A 26,279-nucleotide genomic window follows, 5' to 3' on the forward strand; every position below is an offset into this window, starting at 1 on the left:
AAAAAAACCTGCGAGGGGGGATTATTACAAAAACCACCAATAGTGTTTATCAAAAGCACGGGTATATGAATATAACCCGCAGGCCTAAAATCGACTCCGCCAACAAGGCAACCAGATTAACAACGTAACAGCCCCCACGAAGGCACGTTAATCCGAAGTAAACACCCCTAAGTTACACACGAGGCCTCCAAAGGGCCCCGTGACCCCTTTCGCACTGAAGAAGGTAAAAAGAGAAATGAAAGCTTTATTAGTTATGGCCCTCAGCAGCTTGTGCGCCACCGCCGCCCTGGCCGAGGAAGCCCCGACTGACGTAGCCGGCCAGAACGCTCCGATTGTTGAAGACTACACCTACAGCACTCACCTGGACGTCGCCAAAGTAGTCTCCATGAGCACCATTCCAGATGTATGCGAAGTCGTACCGGTAAAAATGGAATATGAAGACTCCAAAGGTCAGCGCCACATTCTTAACTACCATGTGATGGGTAACGGTTGCTCTAACGGATAACAACTTCGTTAGTTCACATTGACCGTGATCTTATTCGCCGCAAGAAATTGTTCTTGCGGCCAAAAACCCGCCTCCCGCTCCCCCGCTCAAAAAACCTCGCCAGCCCCCGCAATAAATAGCCCACCGTCCGTCAAAAAAATCCTCCTGCACCAACCCCCTGTAAACCCTCGCTCTGGCTCGAATACCAGGCGTTTTGTCAGCAATCCGAGCGCATCTGCCACAACACAAAGCCGTTTTTTTCCCTATAATGCGCGGGTAAATCGGGCCTGCAATATCCCTTTACACTGGGATGAAGAGCCGACCTGAGGCCTCCGCAGGAGCATGCATCTATCGCTCCGCCCCTCAAGCCTCACGCAGAGCACCCGTTCACCCCATTGCGTTTAATGCCTGCGCTAGCTGTTGCAACAAACGATTCCTTAAGATCCACCGCGGCCCGAGGGCCGTGTGAACCCCCAACCATCCGGTTTCACACGGGCACCTTCGAGCCCTCACGCAGGAGACGACACGTCATGCTGAGCTGGGACGAATTCGACAAAGAAGAAGACGGCGAAGTCGCCGTCAAAGGCGCCAACGCCGGCCACGCCACCGAAGCCAACATGGACCGCCTCGACGGTGCCGGCGCCGCTGCCGCCATCGAAGCCCGCGCCGTCACCGCCAACGACTCCGCCGCGATCATCCGCGCCAAGGCTGCCCTCGACAAACTCGACATCGCCGAAGGCCTCGCCGAGCTCGAAGGCGCCTCCGCCCGCGTCGCTGTCGACGAAAAGCGCATGATCAACTGCCGCGCCGACCTCAACCAGCTCGTGCCCTTCAAGTACGACTGGGCCTGGCAGAAATACCTCGACGGCTGCGCCAACCACTGGATGCCGCAAGAGGTCAACATGACCGCCGACATCGCGCTGTGGAAAAACCCCGAAGGCCTGACCGACGACGAGCGTCGCATCGTCATGCGCAACCTCGGCTTCTTCTCCACCGCCGACTCGCTGGTCGCCAACAACCTGGTCCTGGCCGTGTACCGCCTGATCACCAACCCGGAGTGCCGCCAGTACATCCTGCGCCAGGCCTTCGAAGAAGCGATCCACACCCACGCCTACCAGTACTGCATCGAATCGCTGGCCATGGATGAAGGCGAGATCTTCAACATGTACCACGAGATCCCATCGGTCGCGAAAAAAGCCGCCTGGGGCCTGAAATACACGCGCTCCATCTCCGACCCGAAATTCGAAACCGGCACCGTCGACACCGACAAAGAACTGCTGCGCAACCTGGTGGCCTACTACTGCGTATTGGAAGGCATCTTCTTCTATTGCGGCTTCACCCAGATCCTCTCCATGGGCCGCCGCAACAAAATGACCGGCGTGGCCGAGCAGTTCCAGTACATCCTGCGCGACGAGTCGATGCACCTGAACTTCGGCATCGACGTGATCAACCAGATCAAAATCGAAAACCCACACCTGTGGGACGCCGAGATGAAGGAAGAAGCGACCCAGATGATCCTGCAAGGGACCCAGCTGGAGATCGAATACGCGCGCGACACCATGCCACGCGGTGTACTTGGCATGAACGCGGCGATGATGGAGGACTACCTCAAGTTCATCGCTAACCGTCGTCTGTCGCAGATCGGTTTGAAGGAAGAGTATCCAGGGACAACGAATCCGTTCCCATGGATGAGCGAGATCATGGACTTGAAGAAAGAGAAGAATTTCTTTGAGACCCGTGTGATCGAGTACCAGACTGGCGGTGCGTTGAGCTGGGATTGATTTTAACGGTACAAAGGAGCTGCCCATTGGCAGCTCTTTTTTTTGTAAAAAACTCAGTGATTTGGAACAGCAGATGGATTACCTGTAATCCGGCCAAATCCCCTTCAAAACGCCAGCATCAAGGGTGACGGTGCCCGCGTATTTGTGCCAACGAAGCCTCTATGCCACCCTCTTTGGCCCTCGCACTTAAACCAAGTCCGCAGGCTGCATCGTCAGGATGATTTTTCCAACGTTTTCAGACGACTCCATTCGGCGATGGGCATCGGCCGCGCGTGACAGCGGGAAAGTACTGTCGACGACCGGCTCCAAACTTCCAGCGCCATCGAAGCCCTCGGGAATAGCCGCGGCATGCATGATCAGTTTTTCTCCGGTTCGGTAAACGTGGCATTAGCGATAGCAGAGGCGGTAATGGCGCCTGGAAAGCCTACGTAGAACGCCAGGTGAGTGATCGCGGCGGCGATTTCGTCATGGGTCACCCCGTTGCTCAGCGCCCGTCGCAGATGCGCGGGCAACTCTTCAGAGTGACCACCGGCAATCAATGCGGCCACCGTGATCAGGCTGCGGTCGCGTGGGGACAATGCCGGATCGCTCCAGATCTGCGGATACAGCGTCGAATCAACGAATTGCGACAGCTTTGGGGTAAACGCCCGGGCCGCTTCACGAGGACTGCTGAAATTGAGATTGGACATGATGCTGTCTCCTTAAACCTGGCTGATGAATTTGTGGGTGAGGTAGTGCTCGATGCCTTCAATGCCACCTTCCGAACCGTGGCCGCTTTCTTTCATGCCGCCGAAGGGAAGTTCTGTGGCGACGATGCGGTATTGGTTGATCCCGATCATCCCGGCCTCTAACCCGTCAGCGACGTCAATGGCCGTTCGAGCACTCGACGTGAACGCGTAGGCTGAAAGCCCGTAAGGCAGACGATTGGCCTCTTTCAAACCATCAGCCAAGTGATCGAATGGCATCAGCACGGCGATAGGCCCGAACGGTTCTTCATGCATGACTCGGGCATGCATAGGCACATCCGCCAACACGGTGGGCTCAAAAAAGTAGCCGCTGCATTCCAGGCGTTTACCACCGGCCAACACGCGTGCGCCTTTGGCAACCGCATCTGCCACCAGCTCTTCCATCTTGGCCAACTGCCGTGGATTGGCGAGCGGCCCAACCTGGGTGCCGGGCGTCAGGCCATCGCCAATATTCAACGCGAGGGTGGCCGTCACAAAGTGCTCAACAAACGTTTCATAGACGCCACGCTGAATCAGAAAGCGCGTTGACGAGATGCAGACTTGGCCAGTCCCGCGGAACCGATTGGCAACGCCTTCGACGGCTGCTTTTTCGATTTCTGCGTCATCGAATACCAGCACCGGCCCGTGTCCTCCCAGTTCAAGGGTGATGGGCTTGACGCCCTCGGCAGCACGAGCGGATAGCAGCCGACCGATGGGAACCGAACCGGTAAAGGTCACCTTGCGAATGATGGTAGAAGCGATCAGGTGGCTGGAAACTTGGTCCGGCACACCAAAGACCACTTGCAACACGCCTTTAGGCAATCCTGCATCGTCGAGAGCACGCGCCAGGGCCAGCGCGGTGGAGGGGCTTTCTTCCCCTGGTTTGAGGATGACACTGCAACCTGCGGCCAAGGCTGCCGAGAGCTTGCGGGCGGGCGTAATGGCCGGGAAATTCCAGGGCGTGAACGCAGCGACCGGGCCGATGGCTTGGCGTTTTACCATTTGCAGCACACCGGGACGATTGGCCGGGACTACACGCCCATCGATACGGCGCGCGCTTTCGGCAAACCATTCGAAGTATTCAGCTGCACGCGTGACCTCATCCAGGCTTTCCGCAAGCGGTTTGCCTTCTTCCAGCGTCATTTGCTCGGCGATGTGTGGGGCCCGTTCCAGGATGAGATCGGCAGCGCGTTTGAGAATTTTTGCGCGCTTGTCGGGTACGGTCTGGCGCCATTGTTCAAAGCTCTGTTGAGTCACTTCGAGCGCGTGATCGAGGTCGCCTGCGGTGGCGAGTGGAACACGCCCGATCTCACGTGCAGTTGCGGGGTTGACGACAGCGGCGGTCGCGCGTCCTTCGGCACTGATCCATTCACCACCGATAAAGAGATAAAGCGGGTCGTAAGACGTGTTCATGAGGTTGCCCTTCGGTTGGTTTATCAACAAGTTCGTACAAGACTCAGCGCCTGGGTTGCCGTGTTCAGGCGCCCTGTGCAACCAAGTCTATGGAGTACGAACCGTTTGATTTAGCCGACCAGAAGGGAATCATTGTTGTGCCTGGAGGTAATATCGAGCACCGCCAGGAGCGTGTAGCATCTGCAAATACCGCCCACGTCATGCGGCAATGACAGCCTGGCTTGTCGTTCCAGGCTCGATTGTTTTTTGGGGTGGGGACTTCGGCAGTGAAGAACGTTTGCAATCAGATCGACAGGTAGAGTTGGATGGATAAGCTTACGAACATGTCCGTGTACGTCAAAGTTGTTGAGATGGGCAGTTTTACTGCGGTGGCTAATCATCTGGACTCTACGGTCGGCAATGTCTCGCGTGCGGTTTCCGCGCTTGAAAACGTGCTCGACGCCCGCCTGTTACAGCGCTCGACCCGCCGCCTTTCGGTGACAGACGCTGGCCGGCGCTTTTATGAGCGCTGTACCAAAATTCTGGCAGACCTTGAAAATGCAGAAGCCGAAGCAAGCAACGCCGCGCTGAAACCCAGGGGGACGTTGCGTGTGCATTGTGTGCCGGGGCTAGCACGGCAGTTGGTTACTTCAGCCGTGCTGGATTACCGCCGGGAATTCCCCGATGTCACCGTGGACTTAATGCTTTCTCAGCGAATGCCTAACCTCCTGGAAGACCAACTGGACGTCTCGATTCTGATTGCCCGAACGCTGCCAGATTCAGCGTATGTCAGCCAAAAGATCGGCATCAGCCATTGTGTGCTGGTGGCGTCTCCAGCATATCTGGAGCAACACGCTGCCCCTGTAACGCCAGAAGATCTCAGCGATCATCAGTGTTTGCTGTTGGGCACCGTCGATTATGTGCGGGATGAATGGCAATTAAAGAGCAAGACCGGGGATGCGCTATTTACCCCGAAGGGTCCGAGTTTCAGCGTCAATGATATGGACGCAATGGCAGTCGCCATTCGAGAGGGAGCAGGCATAGGTTTGCTGGCCGGTTTTTCAGCCATTGAGGACTTGCGTTCAGGCAGGCTCGTGCGTGTTTTGCCCGAGTACCATACCTACGAGCGTAATGTTTACGCCGTCTACACATCACGTCAGTTCATCGATGCAAAAGTTACTCGATTCATCGATACGTTAAAAAATCGGGTCGGTACTGAGCTGATGATGACCGCTCAGGAGCTCATTGCTTGAAGGACGCCAATTAAGGCCCTGCGGGGAGGTTGTATCAGGATGGGTGTCTTCCTCATTTCGAGGCATTTCGAAACAGAAGACGCTAAAGACAATCAGGCGGGCTAAGGTTCGGTCATACCACTTGGAGTGTTTGTTTTGCCATTTTTTGCAGTCCATCACGAAGGGTTCGGATCGCATCACCAATGCTGTAGCCTTGTCCGCCAATTGCTATCAGCGCTGTCACCGCTCGAATGACCGGGATGAATTCACCGCCGGGCTCTACTCGACAATCGGCCGATTGATACAGGAGTAAACTCTTGCGGTCGCAGCTGATGCATTCTCAATCAATACTAGCCAGGACCGAGGCCACCCCGTGAACCCAGATATGCTCGAAGCCGGCCCCGTGGATGCCAAAGTACTTTCCGTCTTTGACTTCGACGGCACCCTGACCCATCACGACAGTTTCGTGCCCTTCCTCAAGTTTGCCTTTGGCGCCGGCGAGTTCTATGGCCGGATGATCAAGCTGGCGGTGCCTGGGCTGCGGTTTCTGGTGCGGCAGATCAGCCGGGACGAGTTGAAGGCGCAGTTGATCCGCACCTTTATGACCGGGGTGGAGAAGGCGTGGGTGCAGCAGAAGGCCGAGGAGTACTGCCAGCGCAGTTGGGCGCGGTTGATGCGGCCGGCGGGGGTGTTGTCGGTGGAGCAGGAGCTGGGCTCGGGGGCGGTGGTGACGTTGTGTTCGGCGTCGCCGGCGTTGGTGTTGCAGCCGTTTGCCGATCGGCTTGGGATCAAGTTGATCGGGACCGAACTTGAGGTCGTCGACGGCGTGTTGACCGGCAAGCTCACCGGGAACAACTGCCGGTGCGAGAACAAGGTGCTGCGACTTGAAGCGGTGTATGGCGACCTGGGGGAGTATCGGCTCAGGGCCTGGGGCGATACGCGTGGGGATCGGGAGTTGTTGGCGGCGGCGCAGGACGCGCATTTTCGGCATTTTCATGGGAAGAAGCAGCAGGCCAGGTTGCAGCGCTGATAGGGGCGGTGGGGATGCCATCGCAGCCTCGCTGGGATACGCGAGGTTGCGGTTTCCTAGCGACATCTGCGTAATATCCGGCTATCAATAGCCAAACCTCTCACGGACCCGAGCCCATGAAATTCGACACGGCCTACAGCCTGAGTCTCGACGACAAGCTGTCGATCTACGACGTGCGAGAGTTGAATTTCGACGAAACCGACGCCTACGACTCCGACACGGACCGTTTCCTCTGCCCCAACGACACATGTCGCGCGGCCTTTGACGCAGGCAATGTGTTGAGCACATTCAACGCAAAAAACGTCAACTACCGACGCACCCCGCATTTCAAGAACACCCCAGGCACCCGGCACATCGAGGGTTGCCGTTACGCCAGCAGCCACAAGCCTGCCACGGGCGAAAGTGAGGACGAGCGCGAGGAACACTTCCCATCGGAATTCGTCCTGACCCGGCGCACCTACCCGCGTAAAACCCCGCAGGCCGGCACTGACGGGCAAGTCCCACAAGCCCCGGCGAAGCCGCCTTCAACCCGCACCAGCGCGTCTGTCGGCGCCAACGACACCACCCCGGATAAAACCAGCGTGTTCGCACACCCGGTGGAATGTTATGTGTCGAACCTCGACGACAAGGACAAGCTCAAGGCGATGCCCTTGAAGATCGGCGACCATACCGCGACGTACTGGACGTTTTTCAAGAAGATCGAGTACCTGCAGGACAATCAGGGCCTGATCTACTGGGGCCGGATCAAAGCGATCAAGGACTACACCAACAGCTTTCGCATCGACTTCGAAAAGAAGGTTTGGCTCGACAAGAAGCCCTATTCGGTCAACGTCTACCTGAGCAAGAAACTCATCGAGAATTACCGCAAGCGCACAGCATTCCTCGAGCAGATCAAGGCCGCGGCCAGCAGCGCACGGCCGTTATATTGCTTCTTTTACGGGGTGACGCCGGCACTTAGACAGGTGCCCAGCAAGAAAAACCCCGAGCAGACGTTTGGGGTGTTCAGCGCCGATATCGAGAATCTGGATCATTTGATTATTCGCGAAGTGCCGGCGGCTGAGGCGGGTTAGCCGAGACCGTGCCCGACCTCGCACACGAATACCCTCGTGCAAGCCTCAAAATAGAACGGTGTCGGCGCCGGAGAACATTCCAGTTGATGAGCGGTCAAAACAACTGTACAAAAACACAGTATAGTTTGTCCTCCCCGTCGAACCCTGGAGACACCCCATGTCCTCTCTGGCAATGAGCTCTTTCGTAGAACAGCAGATCGTCCTGCATCAATTCACCGCCAAGCACAGCGTGCAGGCCCGCGTCATGCTCGGCTGGAGCCGCGAAGAGCTGTCGCGCCAGGCCGGTGTGACGGTGGATGCGATTCAACGGTTTGAAACCCAGGGCACCGTGGAGGACGACGTGCGCCTGACCCTGGCGTTTCGCCTGGAAGCCGAGGGGTTGGCGTTTTTCCCAGGGTTTGCGCCTGGCTGGGGGATGCGTGCGCGCAAGTTGGGAGCCGCCGCAACGGAACCCGCTGCACAAAACATCCTGTCTCGATTGATGGGTTCAACAGCGACGTCAATTGATTCACCAACCCCGCAGGCGCAGTAAGGCGCTGAGTGCGAACCCCAACGTTGGCCACGCCAGGGTGTGAACATTGCCTGACGGCTTAGAGGCGGGGCTTGGCGACCTTCTGTGCCGCCTGCTCATAGCCATGGCCCACAGCAAGCAGTGTGGGTTCAGACCCACGGGCACCAAAGAAGTACGCACTGGTCGGCACGCCGTCCTCATTCTTCCCGGATGGCACGCTGATCCCTGGGTAACCGGCCACCGCAACCGCGAAGTAGCTGTTCGTATCAAAGTCCGACACCATGGCGTCGAGGTTTTCCCGCGCGATCAGTTCATCCACCGTGCCACGAAAATCCTCGATCATTGCGTCCCATAACGGTTGGCGCTCATCGGCTGTGAGGGTGGACGCGTTGATCTCCTTGAGTGTCGGTTGGTGATCGGTGTCGGTGCCATCGCGCTTTTCATTGAACGCGATCAACTCGGACACCGACTTGACCGGCAACCCCTCGCGCTTGGCCAGGTAGTCGTTCAACTCATCCTTCACATCGGCGTACAAGAGTTCGCCATAGCGTGATGCGTCGGCCAAGCGCATATCGACCGGCACCAGAACCGCGCCTTGCGCGCGAAGCACTTCAAGCGTCTTGCGAAATTGCGGACTATTGTCCACCGGTAAGCTTTCGCCATTCGCGGAAAAGGTCACGGGATAGCCGATACGTTTGTCCTGCAACGCACCGGGCTTGAGCAACGCGGTGTAATCAATCCCTTGGGGCGCATCCACACTGGCGGCATCATGAGGGTCCCTGCCCGACATCGCGTTAAGCATCAACGCAGCATCAAACACCGAACGCGTCATCGGGCCCGGCGTGTCCTGCCGATGGCTGGCTGGAATGATGCCGCTGCGGCTCAACAAACCCACGCCGGGCTTGAAACCGACCACCCCGTTGAACGCCGCCGGCACGATGATCGAACCATTGGTCTCGGTGCCCACCGCCAAGGGGGCGAAGCCTGCGGCGACCGCGGCAGCCGACCCCGAACTCGAACCACCCACCTCTGCGCCCGCTTGATGCGGGTTACGCGTCTGCCCGCCCCGCCCACTCGAACCATCGGGGCCACCGCGAAAGCCCGCCAGTTCAGTCAAGTTGGTTTTACCCAGGATCACGGCCCCCTGCTCGCGCAAGCGCTCGACGATGAAGGCATCCTTGGGCGCCGCACTGCCCACCAAGCCAAAGGCGCCAGCGCTGGTTTGCTGGGTATCTCCCGTCTCGATAGTGTCCTTGAGTAACACGGGAATGCCATGCAGCGGGCCACGCACCTTGCCATTGGCGCGCTCCAGATCGAGCTCGCGGGCGATCTGCAAGGCCTCGGGGTTCAGTTCAATGATCGAACTCAATTTGGGGTCCAGCTTATGAATGCGCTCCTGCAGGTAACTGACCAGATTCGCCGAAGTGAGCCCACCCGGCCGGGCCATTTGCTCGCCGAGCTCACGCACACTGGCGTATTCCGTTCCCGGGGGAACCGGCGCTGAAGCCCCCGATGAAGACTGCGCAGGCAGCACTCGCTGCACCTGGTGAACAAACACACCCATGCCATAACCAATACCCAACATGAAGCACCTCCCGGAAGGCGTAAGAAGTGATGAAGGACCCACATTGATCCGTACACCAGTCTAAAAACCCCCCTCCTTCCAGGCTGCGCGACGCAGGTTGTTCAAACCGTGGGATTGTTCAGCGCAGTTGGTAGCTTTGCCTACCTATTAGTCAGGCCACGGGCGTTGCGATAGCCCTGCACCAGCACCTTCAGCGAGTCTTTCGACCACTGTGCGCCATAGAACCACAGCGTCGCCCCGTCCCCCAGCGGCTCACCAAGGCTCGGGTAGCCACTCCAGCACGCGGCATGGAATGCAGCGCTATGGCTCTCGGACACCAGCGCATCCAGCCGATGCTCACTCACACGCTCATCGATTTCATTGCGCGAATGCAGGGTGAAGCGCAGGCCGTCATCAGCCCGCTCTGCCGGCACCGCCACCAGTTGGGCACCGGCCTGACGCAGGAAGCCCAACGCTTCCAGGAAGGATGCGCTGTGTTCAATCGGCTCCTGATCATTGCCACGCACAAGGCGGTCGGCGAACCCCACGCGAGTGCCCGCCAACGTGTAGGGGACGGCGCAATTGCTGGAGTGCTGCACCAAGGCAGCTTCCACCTTGCCCGATTCAGTGGGCTCGACACCACTCAAGGCGATCAATGACAGCGCGGGGTCGCGCACAGGTTTCAGAGGCAGGGCCGGCACGTTATAGCCAGGGATTACAACGCCGGCACCAAGATGTGCATCGGGGACGTAGCCGATACCCAGTGCCGTCGTGGTCCCCGTTTCGATGTGAGCGTTGGAGGGCGCCTGCGCCAAACAAACCGGTTCCGCAGAGGGGGGTAAAAACGCTTCCCGCCGACAAGACATAGGCGATAGCAAAGACTTCCCACATTTATTGTCCATCAGAGCCGACTCCCGGAAATTGACCTTCCCGAGATCATCGCACTCTCATCTGGCGTTTGTCGTAGGCCTGCAACACCTTGAAAATTCCTTTTTTTCCGTTTTTCCCAACCGTCAGTTCACAAGCGCTTCCTTACCGCTCTGAACCTCCACCTCCAACCACCACGCGACACCTCGCGCGGGCTGGCTCAAACTGAACGCCTGCCCCATGGCCGGTGTGGTAATCGACACGTTACGCTCCCACGCCAACGCCATGATACGGTCGAAAGGCTCGTGCCAGGCATGGAAGGCCAGGTCGAAGGTGCCATTGTGAATCGGCAGCAGCCAGCGACCTTTGAGGTCGATGTGCGCCTGCAGGGTTTGCTCCGGTTGCATGTGTACATGGGGCCAGTCGACGTTGTAAGCACCGGTTTCCATCAGCGTCAGATCAAACGGCCCGTACTGTTCGCCGATGCGTTTGAAGCCGTCGAAATAACCGGTGTCGCCGCTGAAAAATACGCGACGCGCGCCATCGATCATCACCCAGGAACACCACAGCGTCTGGTTGCTATCAAACAAACCACGCCCGGAAAAATGCTGCGCGGGAGTGGCGACAAAATGAATGCCATCGACTTCGCTGCCCTGCCACCAATCCAACTGCCGCACTTGGCCGGCGTCCACACCCCACTTCACCAGGATGTCGCCGACGCCCAGCGGCGCAAGGAAGTAGCGGGTCTTGTCGGCCAGTTGGATGACGGCCTTGCGGTCGAGATGGTCGTAATGGTTGTGGGAAAGAATCACCGCTTCCAACGGCGGCAGGTCTTCGAGACTGATCGGCGGGGCATGGAATCGCTTGGGGCCGGCCCAACTGAACGGCGAAGCGCGCTCGGCGAATACCGGGTCGGTCAGCCAGAATTTGCCGCGCATTTTCAGCAGCACGGTGGAATGTCCCAGGCGGAACACACTGTGGTCGGGGGCGGCCGACAGCTGTTCGCGGGTCAGCGAATGTACCGGAATCTCCCCCACCGGCCGCGTACTGCGCGGCTTGTGAAACAGCATCTTCCAGAAAATGCGCAAGGTTCTGCCGAAGCCGGCGCGCTGTACGGGAGCATGGTTACTGAAGGTGCCTTGCTCCTGTTCGGCAGCTTTGCGTACCACAGGCGAGGGATCGAGACGGGTTGAAATCGTGGCCATTACAAGGTGACTCCTACGGACCGCTCATGGAATTACACTGCACAGTGTAGTTTCAAGATTGCAACAAAACCCGGAGCAAGTAAACTACCGAGTGTAATTTTCCTTTTAGAGTCGATCACTGTTCATGACTGCGCCTCAACGCCTCACCCAACGCAAACGCGAAGCCATCCTGGCCGCCGCCATCGCAGAGTTTCGGGTCAATGGGTTCGAGGTCACCAGCATGGACAGGATCGCCGCCACCGCCGGCGTTTCCAAGCGCACGGTGTACAACCACTTCCCCAGCAAAGAAGAGTTGTTCGCCGAAATTCTCAACCAACTCTGGGCCAGCAGCGTCGCGCAACTCGACGTGAGCTACGCCGGCGACCGCCCGTTGCGTGAACAACTGCGCGGGTTGCTGGAAGCGAAGATGAAGATGATGTCGGACGTTAACTTCCTCGACCTGGCCCGGGTCGCCATCGCCGCCACCATTCACTCGCCGGAACGCGCCCAGGACATGGTCAACCGCTTGAGCATGCGCGAAGAAGGTTTCACTCAATGGGTGCGCGCCGCCCAGGAAGACGGCCGGCTCACGTGTGCCGACCCGGCCTTCGCCGCGCACCAGATTCAAAGCCTGCTCAAGGCATTCGCCTTCTGGCCGCAGATCACCCTCGGCCAACCCACCCTCGACGCCGCCGACCAAGCCCGCGTGATCGAGTCGGCAATCGATATGTTTCTGTCCTGCTACGACGCCGATACTCGCCGCCCGCAGTAAACGACCGTTGCAGACGCGACATACCTGGTCGTTTTTGGCCTATTTGCCCTCTGTTTTGCGCGAATGGCCTGGAAGGACACTGATTATTCCTACATGAATAATCGACAATATTCACACACATTATCCGATCAACGGTTATCCCTGCACACGCGCGCGGCTGAATCTGTGAAAAAGAGCTGACCTGGGAATCTATGGAAAACAGACGAGGCAAAGGGCTTTCATTTGCCAGGCGTATTTACAAGCCAAGGATCATCGGCCTGGGTATCGGCTGCATCAGTGTCATCGGCGGCTTGTACCCGCTCGCGATGCCGGGCTGGGTGTGGGCGTTCCTGCTGTTCAATGGGTTGGCGTGGGCACATGTGGCGTACCAACTGTCAATCCGCTCACCCTTCCCCTACCACGCCGAACAGCGCAACATTTTGTATGACTCGTTGTGCGGTGGTTTCTGGGCCGCCGCTGCCCAGTTCACGCCGCTGACGGCCGTGACCATCCTCTCGATGATGACCATGAACAACTTCGCCGCCGGCGGCAAGCGCCTGTTCCTGCGCGGTTTGCTCGCGCAAGGGGTGGGGATCGGGGTGGCATGGGCGCTGTTCGGCGTGCGGTTCAACCCCGACGTCAGCCTGCTGCAGGTCTACACCTGCCTGCCGATGTTGACGTTGTACCCCATGGCCATCGGCATGGTCTGCTACGAGTTGGCGATCAAACTGTCGGAACACAAACGTGCCCTCAGCGCCCTGAGCCGCACCGACAGCCTCACCGGCCTGCTCAACCACGGTTCCTGGAAAGATCTGCTGCACCTCAAGTTCCACAAGTGCCGGCAACAGCAAAGCCACGCCACCATCGCGCTGATCGATATCGATCACTTCAAACAAATCAATGACACTCACGGCCATATCGTCGGCGATGCCGTACTGCGCCAACTGAGCCTGGAGATACGGCGCAACCTGCGCGAAAACGATCTGGCTGGACGCTACGGGGGCGATGAGTTCTGTGTGATTCTTCCGCAAATGCCCTTGGAAGAAGCCGCACGGGTGATGGAGCGTATCCGCGAAAACTTCAGTAATTATCGCAACCCGCAGATCCCCGAGTTGCGCGTGAGCCTGAGCATCGGCCTCGCCGATTTCCAACGGATCTTCACCGATGCCGCCACCTGGCTGAACGCGGCGGATCGCGCGCTGTACGCCGCCAAGGACACCGGGCGCAACCGGGTCAATGCGAGTAACTACGCGGTCGCCCATTCCGCCTGAGGCGGTCATACGGCATCTCGTAGGCACCCCAGGTCGTCCTCGGGTTATTCATGTGTAAGACAGGTCGCCAAGGCTATAGTGGCCGCCTGTCTTAAACATTGATGACCCGAGTTTGCCATGAGCCCAACCCCCGACAAACCCAAAGCCGTCCCCGTCGATCATCTACGTTTCCATCGACGCCACGCGCACCTGGCGCCGACCTTTGGCAACGACACCTTCGCCCTCAAGGCCGAGGCTTTCGCACGCTTCTTCGGCACGCCGATGTTCCTCGGTGCGCAAACCTTGATCGTGGCCGTGTGGATTGCGCTCAACGTCAGCGGCATCACGCACTTCGACGTCTACCCGTTCATCCTGCTCAACCTGGCCTTCAGCCTGCAAGCGGCCTACGCGGCGCCGCTGATTCTGCTGGCCCAGACACGCCAGGCCGCGCGCGACAAAGCCCAGTCCGACGCCGACGCGCAGCACCGTGAAGCGCTGGCCGTCGCCAATGCCGAGCGCCAGGCCGAGGCGCAGAACACCAGCAAACAGCTGCTGGAACTGCTGGAGCAGAACACTCGGCTGACGGAAATGACCAAGCAACTGACCGAGCGCATCGAGACCCTGACGTGTGAAATGCACGCGCAGTTTGTGCGAAAACCTTAAGCACCCCATGCCCGCCGGTCTCAGGGGCTCAGTCGGACATGCCGCCCCAGTTGATCAAACAGCGTCACCACCGAGCGCAATGCCCGGCAATCGGGGCGCGTCAGCAGCCATAGCGCCGTGTCATGCCCCGCCAACGCGGGGCCCAGCGGTTGCAGGTGTTCATCCAACAGGAAATCCGGCAGCGCCGCCACGCCCAGCCCTGCCCGCACCAGTTCGGTGACCGACAACATGCTGTTGCAGCGATAGCCGGGACGCACACCCGGCAGCTGCGCGCGGCGCCAGACGACGGTGGGATGATCGGGCAGGAAATCATCCGGTGCGATCCAGGCCAGCTCTGCCAGCTCGCGTCCTGCGTGTTGACGCGCAAAATCTGTGCTCGCGCACACCTGATACCTCACGGTGCCGAGGCAACGTCCGACCAGATGCTGCGGCGGTGTCCGGGTCAGGCGCAAGGCGATGTCGGCATCGCGGCGGCTGAGGTTGGCGAAGTCATTGGAGGTGCTCAGCTCCAGGGTCAGTGCCGGGTAATCCGGCATGAACTGCGCCAGCGCCGGCAACAACAAGCCTTGCAGTACCGAGTCGGTGCAGGTCAGGCGCACGGTGCCGCTGATCACTTCACCGCCTTGCTCGACGCCGACCCGCGCCGCTTCCAGGGCTTGTTCGGCGCGTTCGGCCTGTTGCGCCAGATGACTGGCCAGGCCGGTGGGCAGGTAACCGGCGCGGCTTTTTTCAAACAACGTCTGGCCCAGCGCGGCCTCCAGGCGCCGCACGGCGCGGAACACCGTCGACACATCCACCCGCAACAACGCGGCCGCCCGCGCCAGGGTGCCACCGCGCACCAGGGCGAGGATCAGCGACAGGTCGGGGTAATCGATTCGATAGTGCGTGAGTGCATTGAACATGTGGGCAAACGCCAATATTGATTGCGTGAACGCCAATCTATAGTGCGCGCCAGGACACAACAAGCCAGGGGATGCCTAAGATGAACGCCAGCACGCTGCACCTCGCCCTGATCGGCGATTACAACCCCGATGTCATTGCGCACCAGGCCATTCCCGTGGCGCTGCAACAGGCCGCCGACGCCTTGGGCCTGACGGTTCGCACGCAATGGCTGGAGACCGACACCCTCAACACCACCTCCGCGCTGCAGGGTTTCGATGGCTTTTGGTGCGTGCCCGCCAGCCCGTACCGCGACATCGACGGCGCACTGCGTGCGATCCGTTTTGCCCGCGAGCAGCGGCGCCCTTTCCTCGGCACCTGCGGCGGTTTTCAACACGCGGTGTTGGAATATGCCCGCAATGCGTTGGGCTGGGCCGATGCCGAACATGGCGAACTGGCCCCCAACGCCCCACGTGCGGTGATCGCGCCACTGAGCTGTTCTCTGGTGGAAGCCACCGACACCGTGCGCCTGGCCGCCTACACGCGCATCGCCGACGCCTACGGCACACGCGATATCCACGAAGGTTATCGCTGCCGCTACGGCATCAACCCCGACTTCGCCAGCGCGCTGCTGGACGGTGCTCTGATCCCCTGCGGCCACGACTCGGCCGGCGACCTGCGCGCGGTGGAGTTGCTGGACCATCCGTTTTTTGTCGCCACGCTGTTCCAGCCCGAACGCGCCGCCCTCAAGGGCATCACGCCGCCGCTGGCGATCGCTCTGCTCAAAGCCTGCCAGGAGACCTCGGTATGATTGCCCACACCCCCGCTCCGCCTTACTACGCAGTGATTTTTAGCTCACTGCGCACCGCCGGTGACCACGGTTACGCTGAGGCCGCCACGCGCATGCTGGAACTGGCGCGCGAGCAGCCGGGCTTTCTCGGGGTTGAGTCGGCGCGGGAGGATGGCCTGGGGATCACCGTATCGTACTGGCGCAGCGAAGCCGACATCCTCGCCTGGAAACAACAGACCGAGCATCGGGCGGTGCGCGAGCAGGGGCGTTCCACTTGGTACTCGGCGTTTCACACCCGCGTATGCAAGGTGGAGCGGGCCTACACATTCCAGAACTGAACGGCAGCCAGAAGCCCTCCCGCCGTTGATCTTCATCGATGCCAAAACGCCGCTCAGGCTAGCTGACGAGACTGCGCAACGCACTGATCTGCGGGATCTCCACCCGCCGCATGTACACGCGCAGCGGCTCGGTGATGTTGATGCGGTCGTCGATGTTCTGATCGAGCAGCAACTGCAGACGTTCACGGGACAACGTCATGACGTGCTCGGGGGCCGGCAGCCAGACAAATTCGGCAGTGGGGATGATGCCGTCATCGGCGACATCCATACCGAAGGAGTCTTCGCTGAACCGCACGATGTACTGGCCGGTCTTGCGGTTGAGGCCGACAAAACCGTGAAGCTGGTCGGCGGCCTGGCAGATAAGCTCGGAGGTGATTCGCATGGTAAACCTCACTGAAAAGTCCCACATGGACTGGAAAGATGGTTTACACGCGTGGCGGAAAGTACTGCCCTCTTACGGGGCGGTTCGCGGCAAGAGTACTGCAAAGCCACGCAAAAAAAACCCAGAAAATTGGCGCGCACACACGTTAATGTCGGTTTGGTGATAGCGCCTTTCGTTATCAATTGTTAAAAAGGAAGCCTTCTCAAAGCTCCCTCCACGAAAGGACTCCATATATGCCTGTCACGTTCACCAAGAGTGCCTTGCTGCTCGCCCTGATGCTTGGCCTTGGCCAGGCGCAGGCTGCCGACCCGATCAGCCCGGCTGAATTGGCAACTAACGAAGGCATTCCCTACCCTGCGGTGATCGCCCACCGCGGTGCGTCCTACGACGCCCCCGAGTCCACTGCCGCAGCCTACAAGGTCGCGCGCGACCTGGGCGCCGACTACCTGGAGTTGGACCTGCAGCGCAGCAAGGACGGCGTGCTGTTCGCCCTGCACGACAACAACCTGCAACGCACCACCGACGTGGCCACCAAGTTCCCCGAGCGCAAAGACGCCCCGGCCAACGAGTTCACCTGGAAAGAACTGCAAACCCTCGACGCCGGCAGTTGGTTCAACGCCGCCTACCCGGACCGCGCCCGCCCGGGCTTCGTCGGCCTGAAAATCCTCAGCCTGGACGACATCATCAAGATCGCCGAAGGCAACCCGCAGCACAAACCGGGCCTGTACATCGAAACCAAAGAACCCAAGCAATTCCCGGGCATCGAAGCCGACCTGAAAAACAAGCTGCTGGACAAAGGCTGGTTGAGCTCCGCCGGCTCCAAGCTGGGCAAGAGCAACACCGGTGTCGGCCAGGGCAAGGGGCGCGTGGTGCTGCAGACCTTCGAAACGGCCAGCCTGAAAGAGCTGCAGAAAGAAATGCCCAACACCCCGAAAATCCTGCTGCTGTGGGTGGGTGAAGGCAGCATCGAGCCGAAATCCAAGCAAACCTTCGCCGAATCCGGCGAAGCGACCAAGGCCGCTTACTACGCCAAGCAAGAGCCCAAGGACGCCGCCGAGTTCGAAAAGTGGGTCGACGAAGCCAAGAGCCTCGGCGCCATCGGCACGGGCCCGTCGGCGGAGCTGACCGCCCTTGGCGACCAGAGCTACACCGACCTGGTGAAGCCTGGAATGAACAAGCTGACCCACGACAAGGGCCTGCTGGTACACGTCTACACCGTGGATGAACCTGTGGACTTCGAGAAAGTGATGAACGCCGGCGTCGACGGTATCTTCACCAACCGCGCCGCCGAACTGCTGAAGTTCTACAAGCGCTGGCCGTCGTCCAGCGTGCAGGACCTGCTGAACGACCACAAATACTGAGCGAGTCAGTGTGCCATTAAGGATGAATTAAGTTGCGCCGGTTAATCTGGCGCCACTTAAACAGCTCACCGAAAAAGGATACACACCATGAAAACCTTGACTGCTCTGTTTGCCGCGACCGCCCTGACCCTGGCCGCCGGCCTGGCCCAGGCCGATGTCCGCCCGGATCATATCGAAGGTCTGCTCAAATCCGGTGCCGTGATGCCTTTCGACAAGCTCAACGCCGCCGCCGTGGCCAAACATGCCGGCGCCCAGATTACCGACACCGAGCTGGACCACAACAACAGCGGCGTCCTGGTCTACGAAGTTGAACTGACCGACACCGCCGGCAAGCGCTTTGAAGTGAAACTCGACGCCAAGACCGGCAACGTGCTCGAAGACAAGCAAGACACCTGAGTCAAACCCTGAAAAAACCGCGCCACCTTCGGGTGGCGCGGTTTTTTATGGGCGCTTGATCAAGCGCTCAGTCGCGCCGTCACCTCGTTCAATTCGCCGGACAAACCACGCAGATTCTGGCTCGCCGCTTCGGTGCGCTTCACGTTGTCGAGGTTGGCGGTGGCCACGGTGGTGATCTGGGTGATATTGCGCGAAATATCCTCGGCCACCGACGTCTGCTCCTCGGCCGCCGTGGCGATCTGGCGGTTCATGTCGCGAATCGCTTCGACGGCCTGGGTGATGTGAGCCAGCATCGCGCCGGCCTGAGTGACTTTTTCCACGCTGTCATCGCTGCACGACTGGCCAGTGACAATCGCCTCGGCCGCGTCGACCGCGCCGGTTTGCACCGCCTGGATAATCTGATTGATCTCGATGATCGACGCCGCCGTGCGTTGCGCCAGGCTGCGCACTTCATCGGCCACCACCGCAAACCCGCGCCCCGCCTCGCCCGCCCGTGCCGCCTCGATCGCGGCGTTGAGCGCCAGCAGGTTGGTCTGCTCGGCGATCCCGCGAATCACTTCGAGCACCTTGCCGATCCGCACGCTGTCGGTTTCCAGGCGGCGGATGATGGTGCCGGTGTTGAGGATTTCAGTACGCATCTGGCCGATGGTGGCAATGGTGACTTTCATCACGTCGCCGCCCTCGCGGGCCGATTGGTCTGCGTCATCGGCCGCACGGGACGCACTGGCGGCGTGGTGCGCCACTTCCTGGGCGGTGGCCGACATTTCGGTCATGGCCGTGGCCACCTGGTCGGTACGGTTGAATTGTTCGTGGGTACCAGTCGCCATTTGCCCGGCGATCGAATTCAACTCACCGCTGGCGTGGACCAGGTCGGTGGCACTGCGCTGCAGGCGGCTGAAGGTTTCGGCCAAGAAGTCGCGCAAGGTGTTCGCGGCCTCCGCCAGATGCCCCAGTTCGTCCTGGCGACGACTGGCGACACGCTCGGCAAAACGGCCGTGACTCAGTTGGCTCACATAGTCGATCAAGCCACGGATCGGCAGGATCAGGTTGCGGTTGATCAACCACAGGCTGAACAGGCCGATCAATACGCCGGACAGCAACATGATCGCCAGCCCCACCATCACCGTGCGCTCGGCATGGGCGCTGATGACCTGGGATTGCTGGGTGCTTTGGGCACGCAGGTCGCTGACCAGCGCGCTCATCTGTTCACTGGCGGCGCGGTCCACGCCCTTGACCGCGGTGTCTCCGGCGCTCGGGTCGGCGCCGGCGGCCAAGTAGGCATCGCGGCCCTTCTGGTAGGCAACGCCGAGCTGCTGGTGTTCCTGACGCAGGTTCTGGATACGCTGGCTCAGCGCCGGGTCACCGGCGGTCTGGGTGACCAGCCGCGAGAGAATGCCTTGTACATCGCGCTGCCGATCCTGGAACTGGCCCCAGTATTTCTCCAGGTCCTGCGGCTGCTTGCCGCGCAACAACACGTTTTTCCATTCTTGCACCTGCACCTTGAATTGCAGGTTGGCCTCATCAATCAACTGTGAAGTGAGCAACGGCCCGTCGAGCAAACTGCGGTAACTCTGCACCCCGTTGGAAAGGAAGTTGAAACAGGCCAGGGCGATCAACAGCATCGCCAGCAGGCTGCCGCCGAGCAGCGACAAAATCTGTGCCCGCAGGGATGTTCGTAAAAAAGTCATCGGGAAAAGCCTCGAAACAAGGAAAAGGTGCAAATACGTCATGACATCCCTGTCGTCGAAGGCGCCGTCATCCGCAGCGGTTCTTGCGCCCTGAATCGGCCGATCTAGACACTTCTTGAGCTCATTTCGATAGCCGGTCAATAAAATGTCATCAAGGCGAAATAAGTCGAAAACTGTCACAAAACCGTCAAGCATCCTTGCAATGATTCGCTCACGCGAACCTGTGAAACGTCCTACAGGTCCTTTCTCTGCGAGACTCCATGAACCACAGCATCGACCACAGCCACCAGGACTCCGATCTGTTTGGCTTGCTTTACGGTTTCCGTTTCCGCCCAGGCGAAAAGGGTGAGCAGATTGATTCAGCCACCGCTCTCCAGGCCTTGCAGCAACCGCAAGACCCGCAGGAGTTTCTATGGCTGCACCTGAACCTGGCGCATGCCGGATGCGAGCGCTGGATGCTGGCGCATCTGCAATTGCCGGAAGAATTCTTCGAAGCCTTGCACGAAGGCTCGCGCTCCACCCGTATCGAACACGTCGACTCTGCCTTGCTCGCGGTGGTCAACGACGTGGTGTTCAACTTCAGCAGCATGGTCTCGTCGGATATTTCCACATTGTGGGTCTGCGCCCGCAGTCACTTGCTGATCAGCGCGCGCCTGCAACCGCTGCACTCGGTGGACAAGTTGCGTTCGTCGGTCAAGGCCGGTGAGCACTTCCGCTCGCCGCTGGAGCTACTGGTCCACCTGCTGCGCGACCAGGGCGAGGTGCTGACGCAGATCGTGCGCAAGACCAGCATCAGCGTCGACCACATCGAAGACCAATTGCTCTCCTCGCACCTGTCCACCAACCGCGCCGAGCTGGGCGCCATGCGCCGGGTGCTGGTGCGCCTGCAACGCCTGCTGGCGCTGGAGCCCGGCTCGCTGCTGCGGCTGCTCAACCGCCCGCCGCAGTGGCTGCAAAAGGAAGACGTCAAGGAGCTGCGCAAATCCACCGAGGAGTTTGCGCTGATCATCAACGACCTGACGGCCTTGGGCGAACGCATCAAGTTGTTGCAGGAAGAAATCGCCGCCAACCTCAACGAACAAAGCAACCGCACGCTGTTTACGCTGACGGTGGTCACGGTGCTGGCGTTGCCGATCAATATCATCGCCGGCTTTTTCGGCATGAACGTAGGCGGCGTGCCGCTTTCCCAAGACCCGGAAGGCTTCTGGATTCTGGTGGCGTTGGTCGCGACCTTTACCTTGATTGCCGGGCGCTGGGCCTTCAGGAAACGCAACGACTACTGACCCTCACATGCGCTCAAAAAATCTGTGCTTTTGTAGACCAGCGGCCAATCCAATCCGCTAAACACTGATCTATCGCAGCATCTCTGTAATATTCTGCAATGATCATGAGCGACATCCTCTCCGACACTGGATGTTACTGCATGGCCACCCCTTCCCTGACAGCTTCAACGCATACGTCATCCGTTGATACCCGACCCAGGCTGGACAAAAAACCCGGCCTGCTGACGGTGATCATGTTCTTTGCCGTGCTCGCGATGGGCCTGTTGTTCACCGCCTACAGCCTGATGCGCGACATGCACGAACTGGGCACGCTGGTCACCACCTGGACGCCGTTCCTGCTGCTGGGCGTGGCGCTGCTGATCGCCCTGGGTTTCGAATTCGTCAACGGTTTCCACGACACCGCCAACGCCGTGGCGACGGTGATCTACACCAACTCGCTGCCGCCGCAGTTCGCGGTGGTGTGGTCGGGCTTTTTCAACTTCCTCGGGGTGCTGCTCTCCAGCGGCGCAGTGGCGTTCGGCATCATTGCCCTGCTGCCGGTCGAGCTGATTTTGCAGGTGGGTTCCTCGGCCGGTTTCGCGATGATCTTCGCCCTGCTGATCGCGGCGATCCTGTGGAACCTCGGCACCTGGTGGTTGGGCCTGCCGGCCTCGTCCTCCCATACTCTGATCGGTTCGATCATCGGCGTCGGCGTGGCCAATGCCTTGATGCACGGGCGTGATGGCACCAGCGGCGTGGACTGGAGCCAGGCGATCAAGATCGGTTACGCCCTGCTGCTCTCGCCGCTGATCGGTTTCGCTTTCGCCGCCCTGCTGTTGCTGGCCCTGCGCGCCTTCGTGAAAAACCGCGCGCTGTACAAGGCGCCCAAAGGCGACACCCCGCCGCCATGGTGGATTCGCGGCATGCTGATCCTCACCTGCACCGGTGTATCGTTCGCCCACGGCTCCAACGACGGGCAAAAAGGCATGGGCCTGATCATGCTGATCCTGGTCGGCACCCTGCCAATGGCGTATGCGCTGAACCGCGCCATGCCCGCCGAACAATCGCTGCAGTTTGCCGCGGTGGCTGAAGTGACCCAGGTCGCGCTGATGAAAAGCGCGCCGCAAGCGCTGCCGGGCGACCCGCGCCCCATCCTCTCGACCTACGTGCGGACCAAGGACGCCACACCCGAACTGATCCCGGCCCTCGCCGCCCTCGCCGGCCAGATCGGCGATGAAGTCAAAGGCTACGGCTCTTTGGCTAAAGTCCCCGCAGAAGCCGTAGGCAACGTGCGTAACGACATGTACCTGACCAGCGAAACCATTCGGTTGATGGACAAGGCCAAGATCGGCAACTTCGACGCCGACACCCAAGGCAAGCTGCAACTGTTCAAGCAACAGATCGACAACTCCACGCGCTTCATTCCGCTGTGGGTGAAGATCGCCGTGGCCATCGCCCTGGGGCTCGGGACCATGGTCGGCTGGAAGCGCATCGTGGTGACCGTGGGCGAGAAAATCGGCAAGACGCACATGACTTACGCCCAAGGCGCCTCGGCCGAGACCGTGGCGATGCTGACCATCGGCGCTGCGGATATGTTCGGCTTGCCGGTGTCGACCACCCATGTGTTGTCGTCCGGCGTGGCGGGGACCATGGTGGCGAACGGCGGCGGCTTGCAGATGAAGACCATCCGCAATTTGCTGATGGCCTGGGTGCTGACCTTGCCGGCAGCGATTCTACTGTCGGGTAGCCTGTACTGGTTATTCACCAAACTCTTCTGACCCAGCGCCGGTCAACAATGTGGGAGGGGGCTTGCTCGCTTCCACATTGTTGGCCGGTGTGGCAGTGACCAGGGTGGCGATGCTGCTCTACTGGCTGTTCACCAAACTCTGCTGACCCACTACATTTTGCTGGGTGGTGTTTCAGGTATTGAAGAGCCCGGTCATTGCCTTCAGACGCTTCTTGTACACCCGCCGCGCCTCCAACGCCTGCTCCAGGCTGACCGCCACAAACCCTGCCCGCTGGTTCGGCTGCATCTGCCCGATAAAGTCCAGGTCGGCACTGATCACCGTGCCGATCATCGCGTAGCCGCCGCCCGACACCGCGTCCCGATGCAGCACGATCGGCTCCAGCCCGGCCGGCACCTGGATCGAGCCGATCGGGTAGCAACTGTCGACGATGTTCGACGGATCGGACCCCGCGCCAAACGGCTGCTCCCGTGGCTGAAAGCTCAACGCACTGCCGCCCTTGAAGCGATAGCCGATACGATCCGCCTCGGACCCCACCGTCCACGGCTCGGCAAAAAAGCTGCTTTTCGCCGCCGCCGTCAGGCGTTCGTAATACAGGCCGGGCACCACGCGCAAGGTCACATCGCCACCGACTGCCCGGCGCAAGGCCATCGGCAAGCTGTTGCCCGCCCGCCCCTGCCCACTGGGCTCGCCGATGGGCAGCTCATCCCCCGCCTGCAACCGCCGCCCGTGAAAGCCACCGAGTGCGCCGAGGGTGTAGGTCGAGCGACTGCCGAGCACCAACGGCACGTCGATGCCGCCGGCGACCGCCAGATAGGTACGCGCACCGGCCAGGGGAAATTCGAAGCGCAACACCTGCCCGGCGCGGACCTGGAACGCGGTGTCCTGGTGGACCACTTCACCGTCCAGGCGCGGCGCCATCAAGGCGCCGCTGAGGGCGACCAAGGCGTCCCGGCGAAACTCCAGCTCGGGACCGATCAGCGTGCATTCCAGGCCGGCCGCGCCCGGCGGGTTGCCCACCAAATGGTTGGCCGCGCTCAGCGCGTACTGGTCCAGCGCGCCCGACGGCGGAATACCCAGGTGGTAATAACCTTCGCGGCCCAGGTCCTGTACCGAGGTCGCCAGGCCGGGTTTGAGCACCTTGATCATGCCAGCGCCTCCTGCAGGGTTTTCGGATAACCGATGGGGTCGGCGAGAAACGCATCCAGGGAAAATTCCAGGGGGCGGATGCGCAGGTCGAAACGTCCTGCGTCCACCTCGGCGACGGCCAGGTCGTAGGCCTCGCGGTCGATCGGTTTGAACTGCACGATGTCACCCGGCCGGAAGAACACCATGTGGTCCTTGAGGTAGGCCAACTGCTGCGCCGGGTCGTAGATCGGTGCCGGAGTGACGCCGAACATCTGGTAGCCGCCAGCGCCGCGCACCGAGTAGATGCAGCCAAAGCAGCCGCCATGGCCGAGGGTCAGTTTCGGCGTGTCGGTGCGCGGGCGCAGGTACTTGGGCACCTGCAACTGCCGCTCGCGCTCGACCATCTGGAACATGAACGGCAAGCCCGCGACAAAGCCGACCATCGACACAAACCACGGCGCGCCACTGTGGGCCGCGATGAAAGCGTCGACATCGGCCAGGCCGTTGATCCGCGCCGCATATTCCAGGTCGGTGCCGCTGGGGTCTTGATGGCGATCGCGAAAGCGCATCAGGGTTTCGTGGGTCCAGGGGTCGTTGTAGAGCACCGGGATTTCGATGATGCGCGTGTGCAAGGTGCGTTCGGCCACGGCCTGGGCTTCGGCGCTTTGCACCGCGTCGAGCAGCACATGGGGCGCAATGCGGTCCGGGTCGAAGCGGATCTGGAAGGAGGCGTTGGCCAGGCACACATCCAGCACACCGTCCAACGCCAGGCGTTCCACGGCGCGGGTCACGGCCATGCCTTTGAAGAAAGCCTCCAGGGACATGCTGTCGCTGACCTCGGCGAACAGGTGTTCATCGGCGCCGAAGCTGTAGCGGATGGGGGACGTTTCAGCCATGTCTGTTCCTCTTGGAATCGTTATAGAAAGGCAGGCAAAAAAGTATGGGTCGATCTTATTCGGGTGCTCTGACCGCAATGCCCGCTTGGTCCAGGGCTTCACGGGTGGCTTCGACCAACTCCAGGGCGCCGGGGGTGTCGCTGTGCAGGCAGATGGAATCGAATTCGATAAACAGGTCTTCGCCTTCTACGGTGCGTACAAGACCCGTCTGACAAGCCCGTAGGACCCGCGCCGCGACGGTGGCAGGGTCGAGGGCGCGCACCGTGCGGGTGAACACGATGGAGCCGCTCAGGTCGTACTCGCGGTCGGCGTAGAACTCACGCACCACCGGCTGCCCCAGTTCCTTGGCTATGCGCCAGATCACCGAGTTCGGCATGCAGTACAGCAACAGTGTCGGCTCAATCAGTTGCAGGTTTTGCACCAACAACCGCGCGGCGTCTTCATCGCGGGCCAGGTGCATGTAGAGCGCGCCGTGGGGCTTGATGTGTTGCACGGGCACACCCTGGGCGCGGGCGATTTCACGCAGGGCGCCGAGCTGGTAGAGCATGTCGTCCACCAACTCCTGGGCCGGCGCGTTGATATGGCGGCGACCGAAGCCCACCAGGTCGCGAAAGCCCGGATGGGCACCGATGGCGACCCCCAGTTGCTTGGCGCGTGCGACGGTGCGGCGCATGGTGCCGGGGTCGCCGGCGTGGAAGCCGGTGGCGATATTGGCCGAGCTGATGTAGGCCATCAGCTCGGCATCGACGCCATCGCCGATCGTCCAGGGGCCGAAGCCTTCGCCCATGTCTGAATTGAAATCCACTGCCTGCATGAAAAGTCGCTCCGCCAAAGGTGATGCTGAAAAGTAGGCTGCGGCTTGACCCCTTGGGAAGATCTATTATCAGATGGCCTATCTTCTGAAAAACAG

Annotated in this window: 26 protein-coding genes and 1 pseudogene; 15 read left to right on the top strand and 12 right to left on the bottom strand. The window is 60.3% G+C overall.

The genetic code is table 11. The features are described from left to right. Positions 1–235 precede the first annotated feature (235 nt). Together PverR02_RS24395 and PverR02_RS24400 are read left to right on the top strand one after the other, a co-directional pair. Positions 236–505: a DUF2790 domain-containing protein gene (locus PverR02_RS24395; protein ID WP_017849219.1), complete on the top strand. Its 270-nt coding sequence runs from the start codon at positions 236–238 to the stop codon at positions 503–505. Positions 506–1,014: 509 nt separating this feature from the next. Beyond that, positions 1,015–2,265 (top strand): ribonucleotide-diphosphate reductase subunit beta, encoded by a 1,251-nt coding sequence (locus PverR02_RS24400; RefSeq protein WP_079444551.1) that lies wholly within the window; start codon positions 1,015–1,017, stop codon positions 2,263–2,265. Positions 2,266–2,451: 186 nt separating this feature from the next. On the opposite strand, the pseudogene PverR02_RS24405 reads toward PverR02_RS24400, so the two are convergent. The 3 genes and pseudogenes from PverR02_RS24405 to PverR02_RS24415 all read right to left on the bottom strand — a co-directional run. After that, positions 2,452–2,592 (bottom strand): annotated as a pseudogene (locus tag PverR02_RS24405) (zinc-binding dehydrogenase); the annotation flags it as partial. 29 nt (positions 2,593–2,621) lie between these two features. Next, positions 2,622–2,954 (bottom strand): carboxymuconolactone decarboxylase family protein, encoded by a 333-nt coding sequence (locus PverR02_RS24410; RefSeq protein WP_017847243.1) that lies wholly within the window; start codon positions 2,952–2,954, stop codon positions 2,622–2,624. A gap of 12 nt (positions 2,955–2,966) precedes the next feature. Beyond that, positions 2,967–4,403 (bottom strand): NAD-dependent succinate-semialdehyde dehydrogenase, encoded by a 1,437-nt coding sequence (locus tag PverR02_RS24415; RefSeq protein WP_079444552.1) that lies wholly within the window; start codon positions 4,401–4,403, stop codon positions 2,967–2,969. Positions 4,404–4,708: 305 nt separating this feature from the next. Between PverR02_RS24415 and PverR02_RS24420 the strand changes: the two genes are divergently transcribed. The 4 genes from PverR02_RS24420 (at position 4,709) to PverR02_RS24440 (ending at position 8,246) form a co-directional block, all read left to right on the top strand. After that, positions 4,709–5,635 (top strand): LysR family transcriptional regulator, encoded by a 927-nt coding sequence (locus PverR02_RS24420; RefSeq protein WP_046382319.1) that lies wholly within the window; start codon positions 4,709–4,711, stop codon positions 5,633–5,635. A 364-nt stretch (positions 5,636–5,999) separates the two neighbouring features. After that, positions 6,000–6,644, top strand: coding sequence for an HAD-IB family hydrolase (locus PverR02_RS24430; protein ID WP_046489845.1), 645 nt, complete (start codon positions 6,000–6,002; stop codon positions 6,642–6,644). Positions 6,645–6,760: 116 nt separating this feature from the next. After that, positions 6,761–7,714, top strand: a complete 954-nt coding sequence (locus PverR02_RS24435; RefSeq protein WP_079444553.1) for a hypothetical protein — start codon at positions 6,761–6,763, stop codon at positions 7,712–7,714. A 157-nt stretch (positions 7,715–7,871) separates the two neighbouring features. Next, a complete protein-coding gene (locus PverR02_RS24440) occupies positions 7,872–8,246 on the top strand; it encodes a helix-turn-helix domain-containing protein (protein WP_057004494.1) in 375 nt (124 codons plus the stop codon). Positions 8,247–8,304: 58 nt separating this feature from the next. Here PverR02_RS24440 and PverR02_RS24445 read toward each other — a convergent pair whose 3' ends face one another. From PverR02_RS24445 to PverR02_RS24455, 3 genes are all read right to left on the bottom strand, one after another. Next, positions 8,305–9,810 (bottom strand): amidase family protein, encoded by a 1,506-nt coding sequence (locus PverR02_RS24445; protein ID WP_079444554.1) that lies wholly within the window; start codon positions 9,808–9,810, stop codon positions 8,305–8,307. A 140-nt stretch (positions 9,811–9,950) separates the two neighbouring features. Then, positions 9,951–10,604: a hypothetical protein gene (locus PverR02_RS24450; protein ID WP_079444555.1), complete on the bottom strand. Its 654-nt coding sequence runs from the start codon at positions 10,602–10,604 to the stop codon at positions 9,951–9,953. A gap of 198 nt (positions 10,605–10,802) precedes the next feature. Continuing rightward, positions 10,803–11,861, bottom strand: coding sequence for an MBL fold metallo-hydrolase (locus PverR02_RS24455; protein WP_079444556.1), 1,059 nt, complete (start codon positions 11,859–11,861; stop codon positions 10,803–10,805). A 124-nt stretch (positions 11,862–11,985) separates the two neighbouring features. Between PverR02_RS24455 and PverR02_RS24460 the strand changes: the two genes are divergently transcribed. From PverR02_RS24460 to PverR02_RS24470, 3 genes are all read left to right on the top strand, one after another. Beyond that, complete coding sequence (locus PverR02_RS24460) at positions 11,986–12,612, top strand: TetR/AcrR family transcriptional regulator (RefSeq protein WP_046382315.1); 627 nt, start codon at positions 11,986–11,988, stop codon at positions 12,610–12,612. A gap of 191 nt (positions 12,613–12,803) precedes the next feature. After that, positions 12,804–13,862, top strand: coding sequence for a diguanylate cyclase (locus PverR02_RS24465; protein WP_046382314.1), 1,059 nt, complete (start codon positions 12,804–12,806; stop codon positions 13,860–13,862). A 117-nt stretch (positions 13,863–13,979) separates the two neighbouring features. Further along, positions 13,980–14,504 (top strand): DUF1003 domain-containing protein, encoded by a 525-nt coding sequence (locus PverR02_RS24470; protein WP_079444557.1) that lies wholly within the window; start codon positions 13,980–13,982, stop codon positions 14,502–14,504. Positions 14,505–14,524: 20 nt separating this feature from the next. Here the strand turns inward: PverR02_RS24470 and PverR02_RS24475 are convergent, their stop codons facing one another. After that, positions 14,525–15,406 (bottom strand): LysR family transcriptional regulator, encoded by an 882-nt coding sequence (locus PverR02_RS24475; RefSeq protein WP_079444558.1) that lies wholly within the window; start codon positions 15,404–15,406, stop codon positions 14,525–14,527. A gap of 80 nt (positions 15,407–15,486) precedes the next feature. Between PverR02_RS24475 and PverR02_RS24480 the strand changes: the two genes are divergently transcribed. Continuing rightward, positions 15,487–16,194, top strand: coding sequence for a CTP synthase C-terminal region-related (seleno)protein (locus PverR02_RS24480; RefSeq protein ID WP_079444559.1), 708 nt, complete (start codon positions 15,487–15,489; stop codon positions 16,192–16,194). Continuing rightward, positions 16,191–16,511 (top strand): antibiotic biosynthesis monooxygenase family protein, encoded by a 321-nt coding sequence (locus tag PverR02_RS24485; RefSeq protein ID WP_046382310.1) that lies wholly within the window; start codon positions 16,191–16,193, stop codon positions 16,509–16,511. Before PverR02_RS24480 ends, PverR02_RS24485 begins: the two co-directional genes overlap by 4 nt. A 58-nt stretch (positions 16,512–16,569) precedes the next feature. Here the strand turns inward: PverR02_RS24485 and PverR02_RS24490 are convergent, their stop codons facing one another. Then, positions 16,570–16,893, bottom strand: coding sequence for a DUF2025 family protein (locus PverR02_RS24490; RefSeq protein ID WP_017847228.1), 324 nt, complete (start codon positions 16,891–16,893; stop codon positions 16,570–16,572). Positions 16,894–17,126: 233 nt separating this feature from the next. Between PverR02_RS24490 and PverR02_RS24495 the strand changes: the two genes are divergently transcribed. Both PverR02_RS24495 and PverR02_RS24500 read left to right on the top strand, forming a co-directional pair. Continuing rightward, a complete protein-coding gene (locus PverR02_RS24495; protein WP_017847227.1) occupies positions 17,127–18,254 on the top strand; it encodes a glycerophosphodiester phosphodiesterase family protein in 1,128 nt (375 codons plus the stop codon). Positions 18,255–18,341: 87 nt separating this feature from the next. Beyond that, entirely contained in the window at positions 18,342–18,650 is a 309-nt protein-coding gene (locus PverR02_RS24500; protein ID WP_046382309.1) for a PepSY domain-containing protein, read from the top strand. Positions 18,651–18,709: 59 nt separating this feature from the next. Here PverR02_RS24500 and PverR02_RS24505 read toward each other — a convergent pair whose 3' ends face one another. Further along, positions 18,710–20,338 (bottom strand): methyl-accepting chemotaxis protein, encoded by a 1,629-nt coding sequence (locus PverR02_RS24505; protein ID WP_046382308.1) that lies wholly within the window; start codon positions 20,336–20,338, stop codon positions 18,710–18,712. Positions 20,339–20,598: 260 nt separating this feature from the next. Between PverR02_RS24505 and PverR02_RS24510 the strand changes: the two genes are divergently transcribed. Both PverR02_RS24510 and PverR02_RS24515 read left to right on the top strand, forming a co-directional pair. Then, entirely contained in the window at positions 20,599–21,621 is a 1,023-nt protein-coding gene (locus PverR02_RS24510; RefSeq protein ID WP_017847224.1) for a transporter, read from the top strand. A 140-nt stretch (positions 21,622–21,761) separates the two neighbouring features. Continuing rightward, the gene (locus PverR02_RS24515; RefSeq protein WP_046382307.1) at positions 21,762–23,378 is read left to right on the top strand and encodes an inorganic phosphate transporter; all 1,617 of its coding nucleotides are present in this window, start codon (positions 21,762–21,764) and stop codon (positions 23,376–23,378) included. A 141-nt stretch (positions 23,379–23,519) separates the two neighbouring features. On the opposite strand, the gene PverR02_RS24520 is transcribed toward PverR02_RS24515, so the two are convergent. The 3 genes from PverR02_RS24520 to PverR02_RS24530 are packed head-to-tail and all read right to left on the bottom strand — an operon-like array spanning position 23,520 to position 26,183. Further along, entirely contained in the window at positions 23,520–24,494 is a 975-nt protein-coding gene (locus tag PverR02_RS24520) for a 5-oxoprolinase subunit C family protein (protein WP_079444560.1), read from the bottom strand. Then, on the bottom strand, positions 24,491–25,369 hold the full coding sequence (locus PverR02_RS24525; protein WP_017847221.1) for a 5-oxoprolinase subunit B family protein: 879 nt from the start codon (positions 25,367–25,369) through the stop codon (positions 24,491–24,493). The genes PverR02_RS24520 and PverR02_RS24525 overlap by 4 nt, the downstream gene beginning before the upstream one ends. A gap of 55 nt (positions 25,370–25,424) precedes the next feature. Beyond that, on the bottom strand, positions 25,425–26,183 hold the full coding sequence (locus PverR02_RS24530) for a 5-oxoprolinase subunit PxpA (RefSeq protein ID WP_079444561.1): 759 nt from the start codon (positions 26,181–26,183) through the stop codon (positions 25,425–25,427). Positions 26,184–26,279: the final 96 nt, after the last annotated feature.

Origin of the sequence: Pseudomonas veronii (assembly GCF_002028325.1) — a bacterium.
GTDB lineage: Bacteria > Pseudomonadota > Gammaproteobacteria > Pseudomonadales > Pseudomonadaceae > Aquipseudomonas > Aquipseudomonas veronii.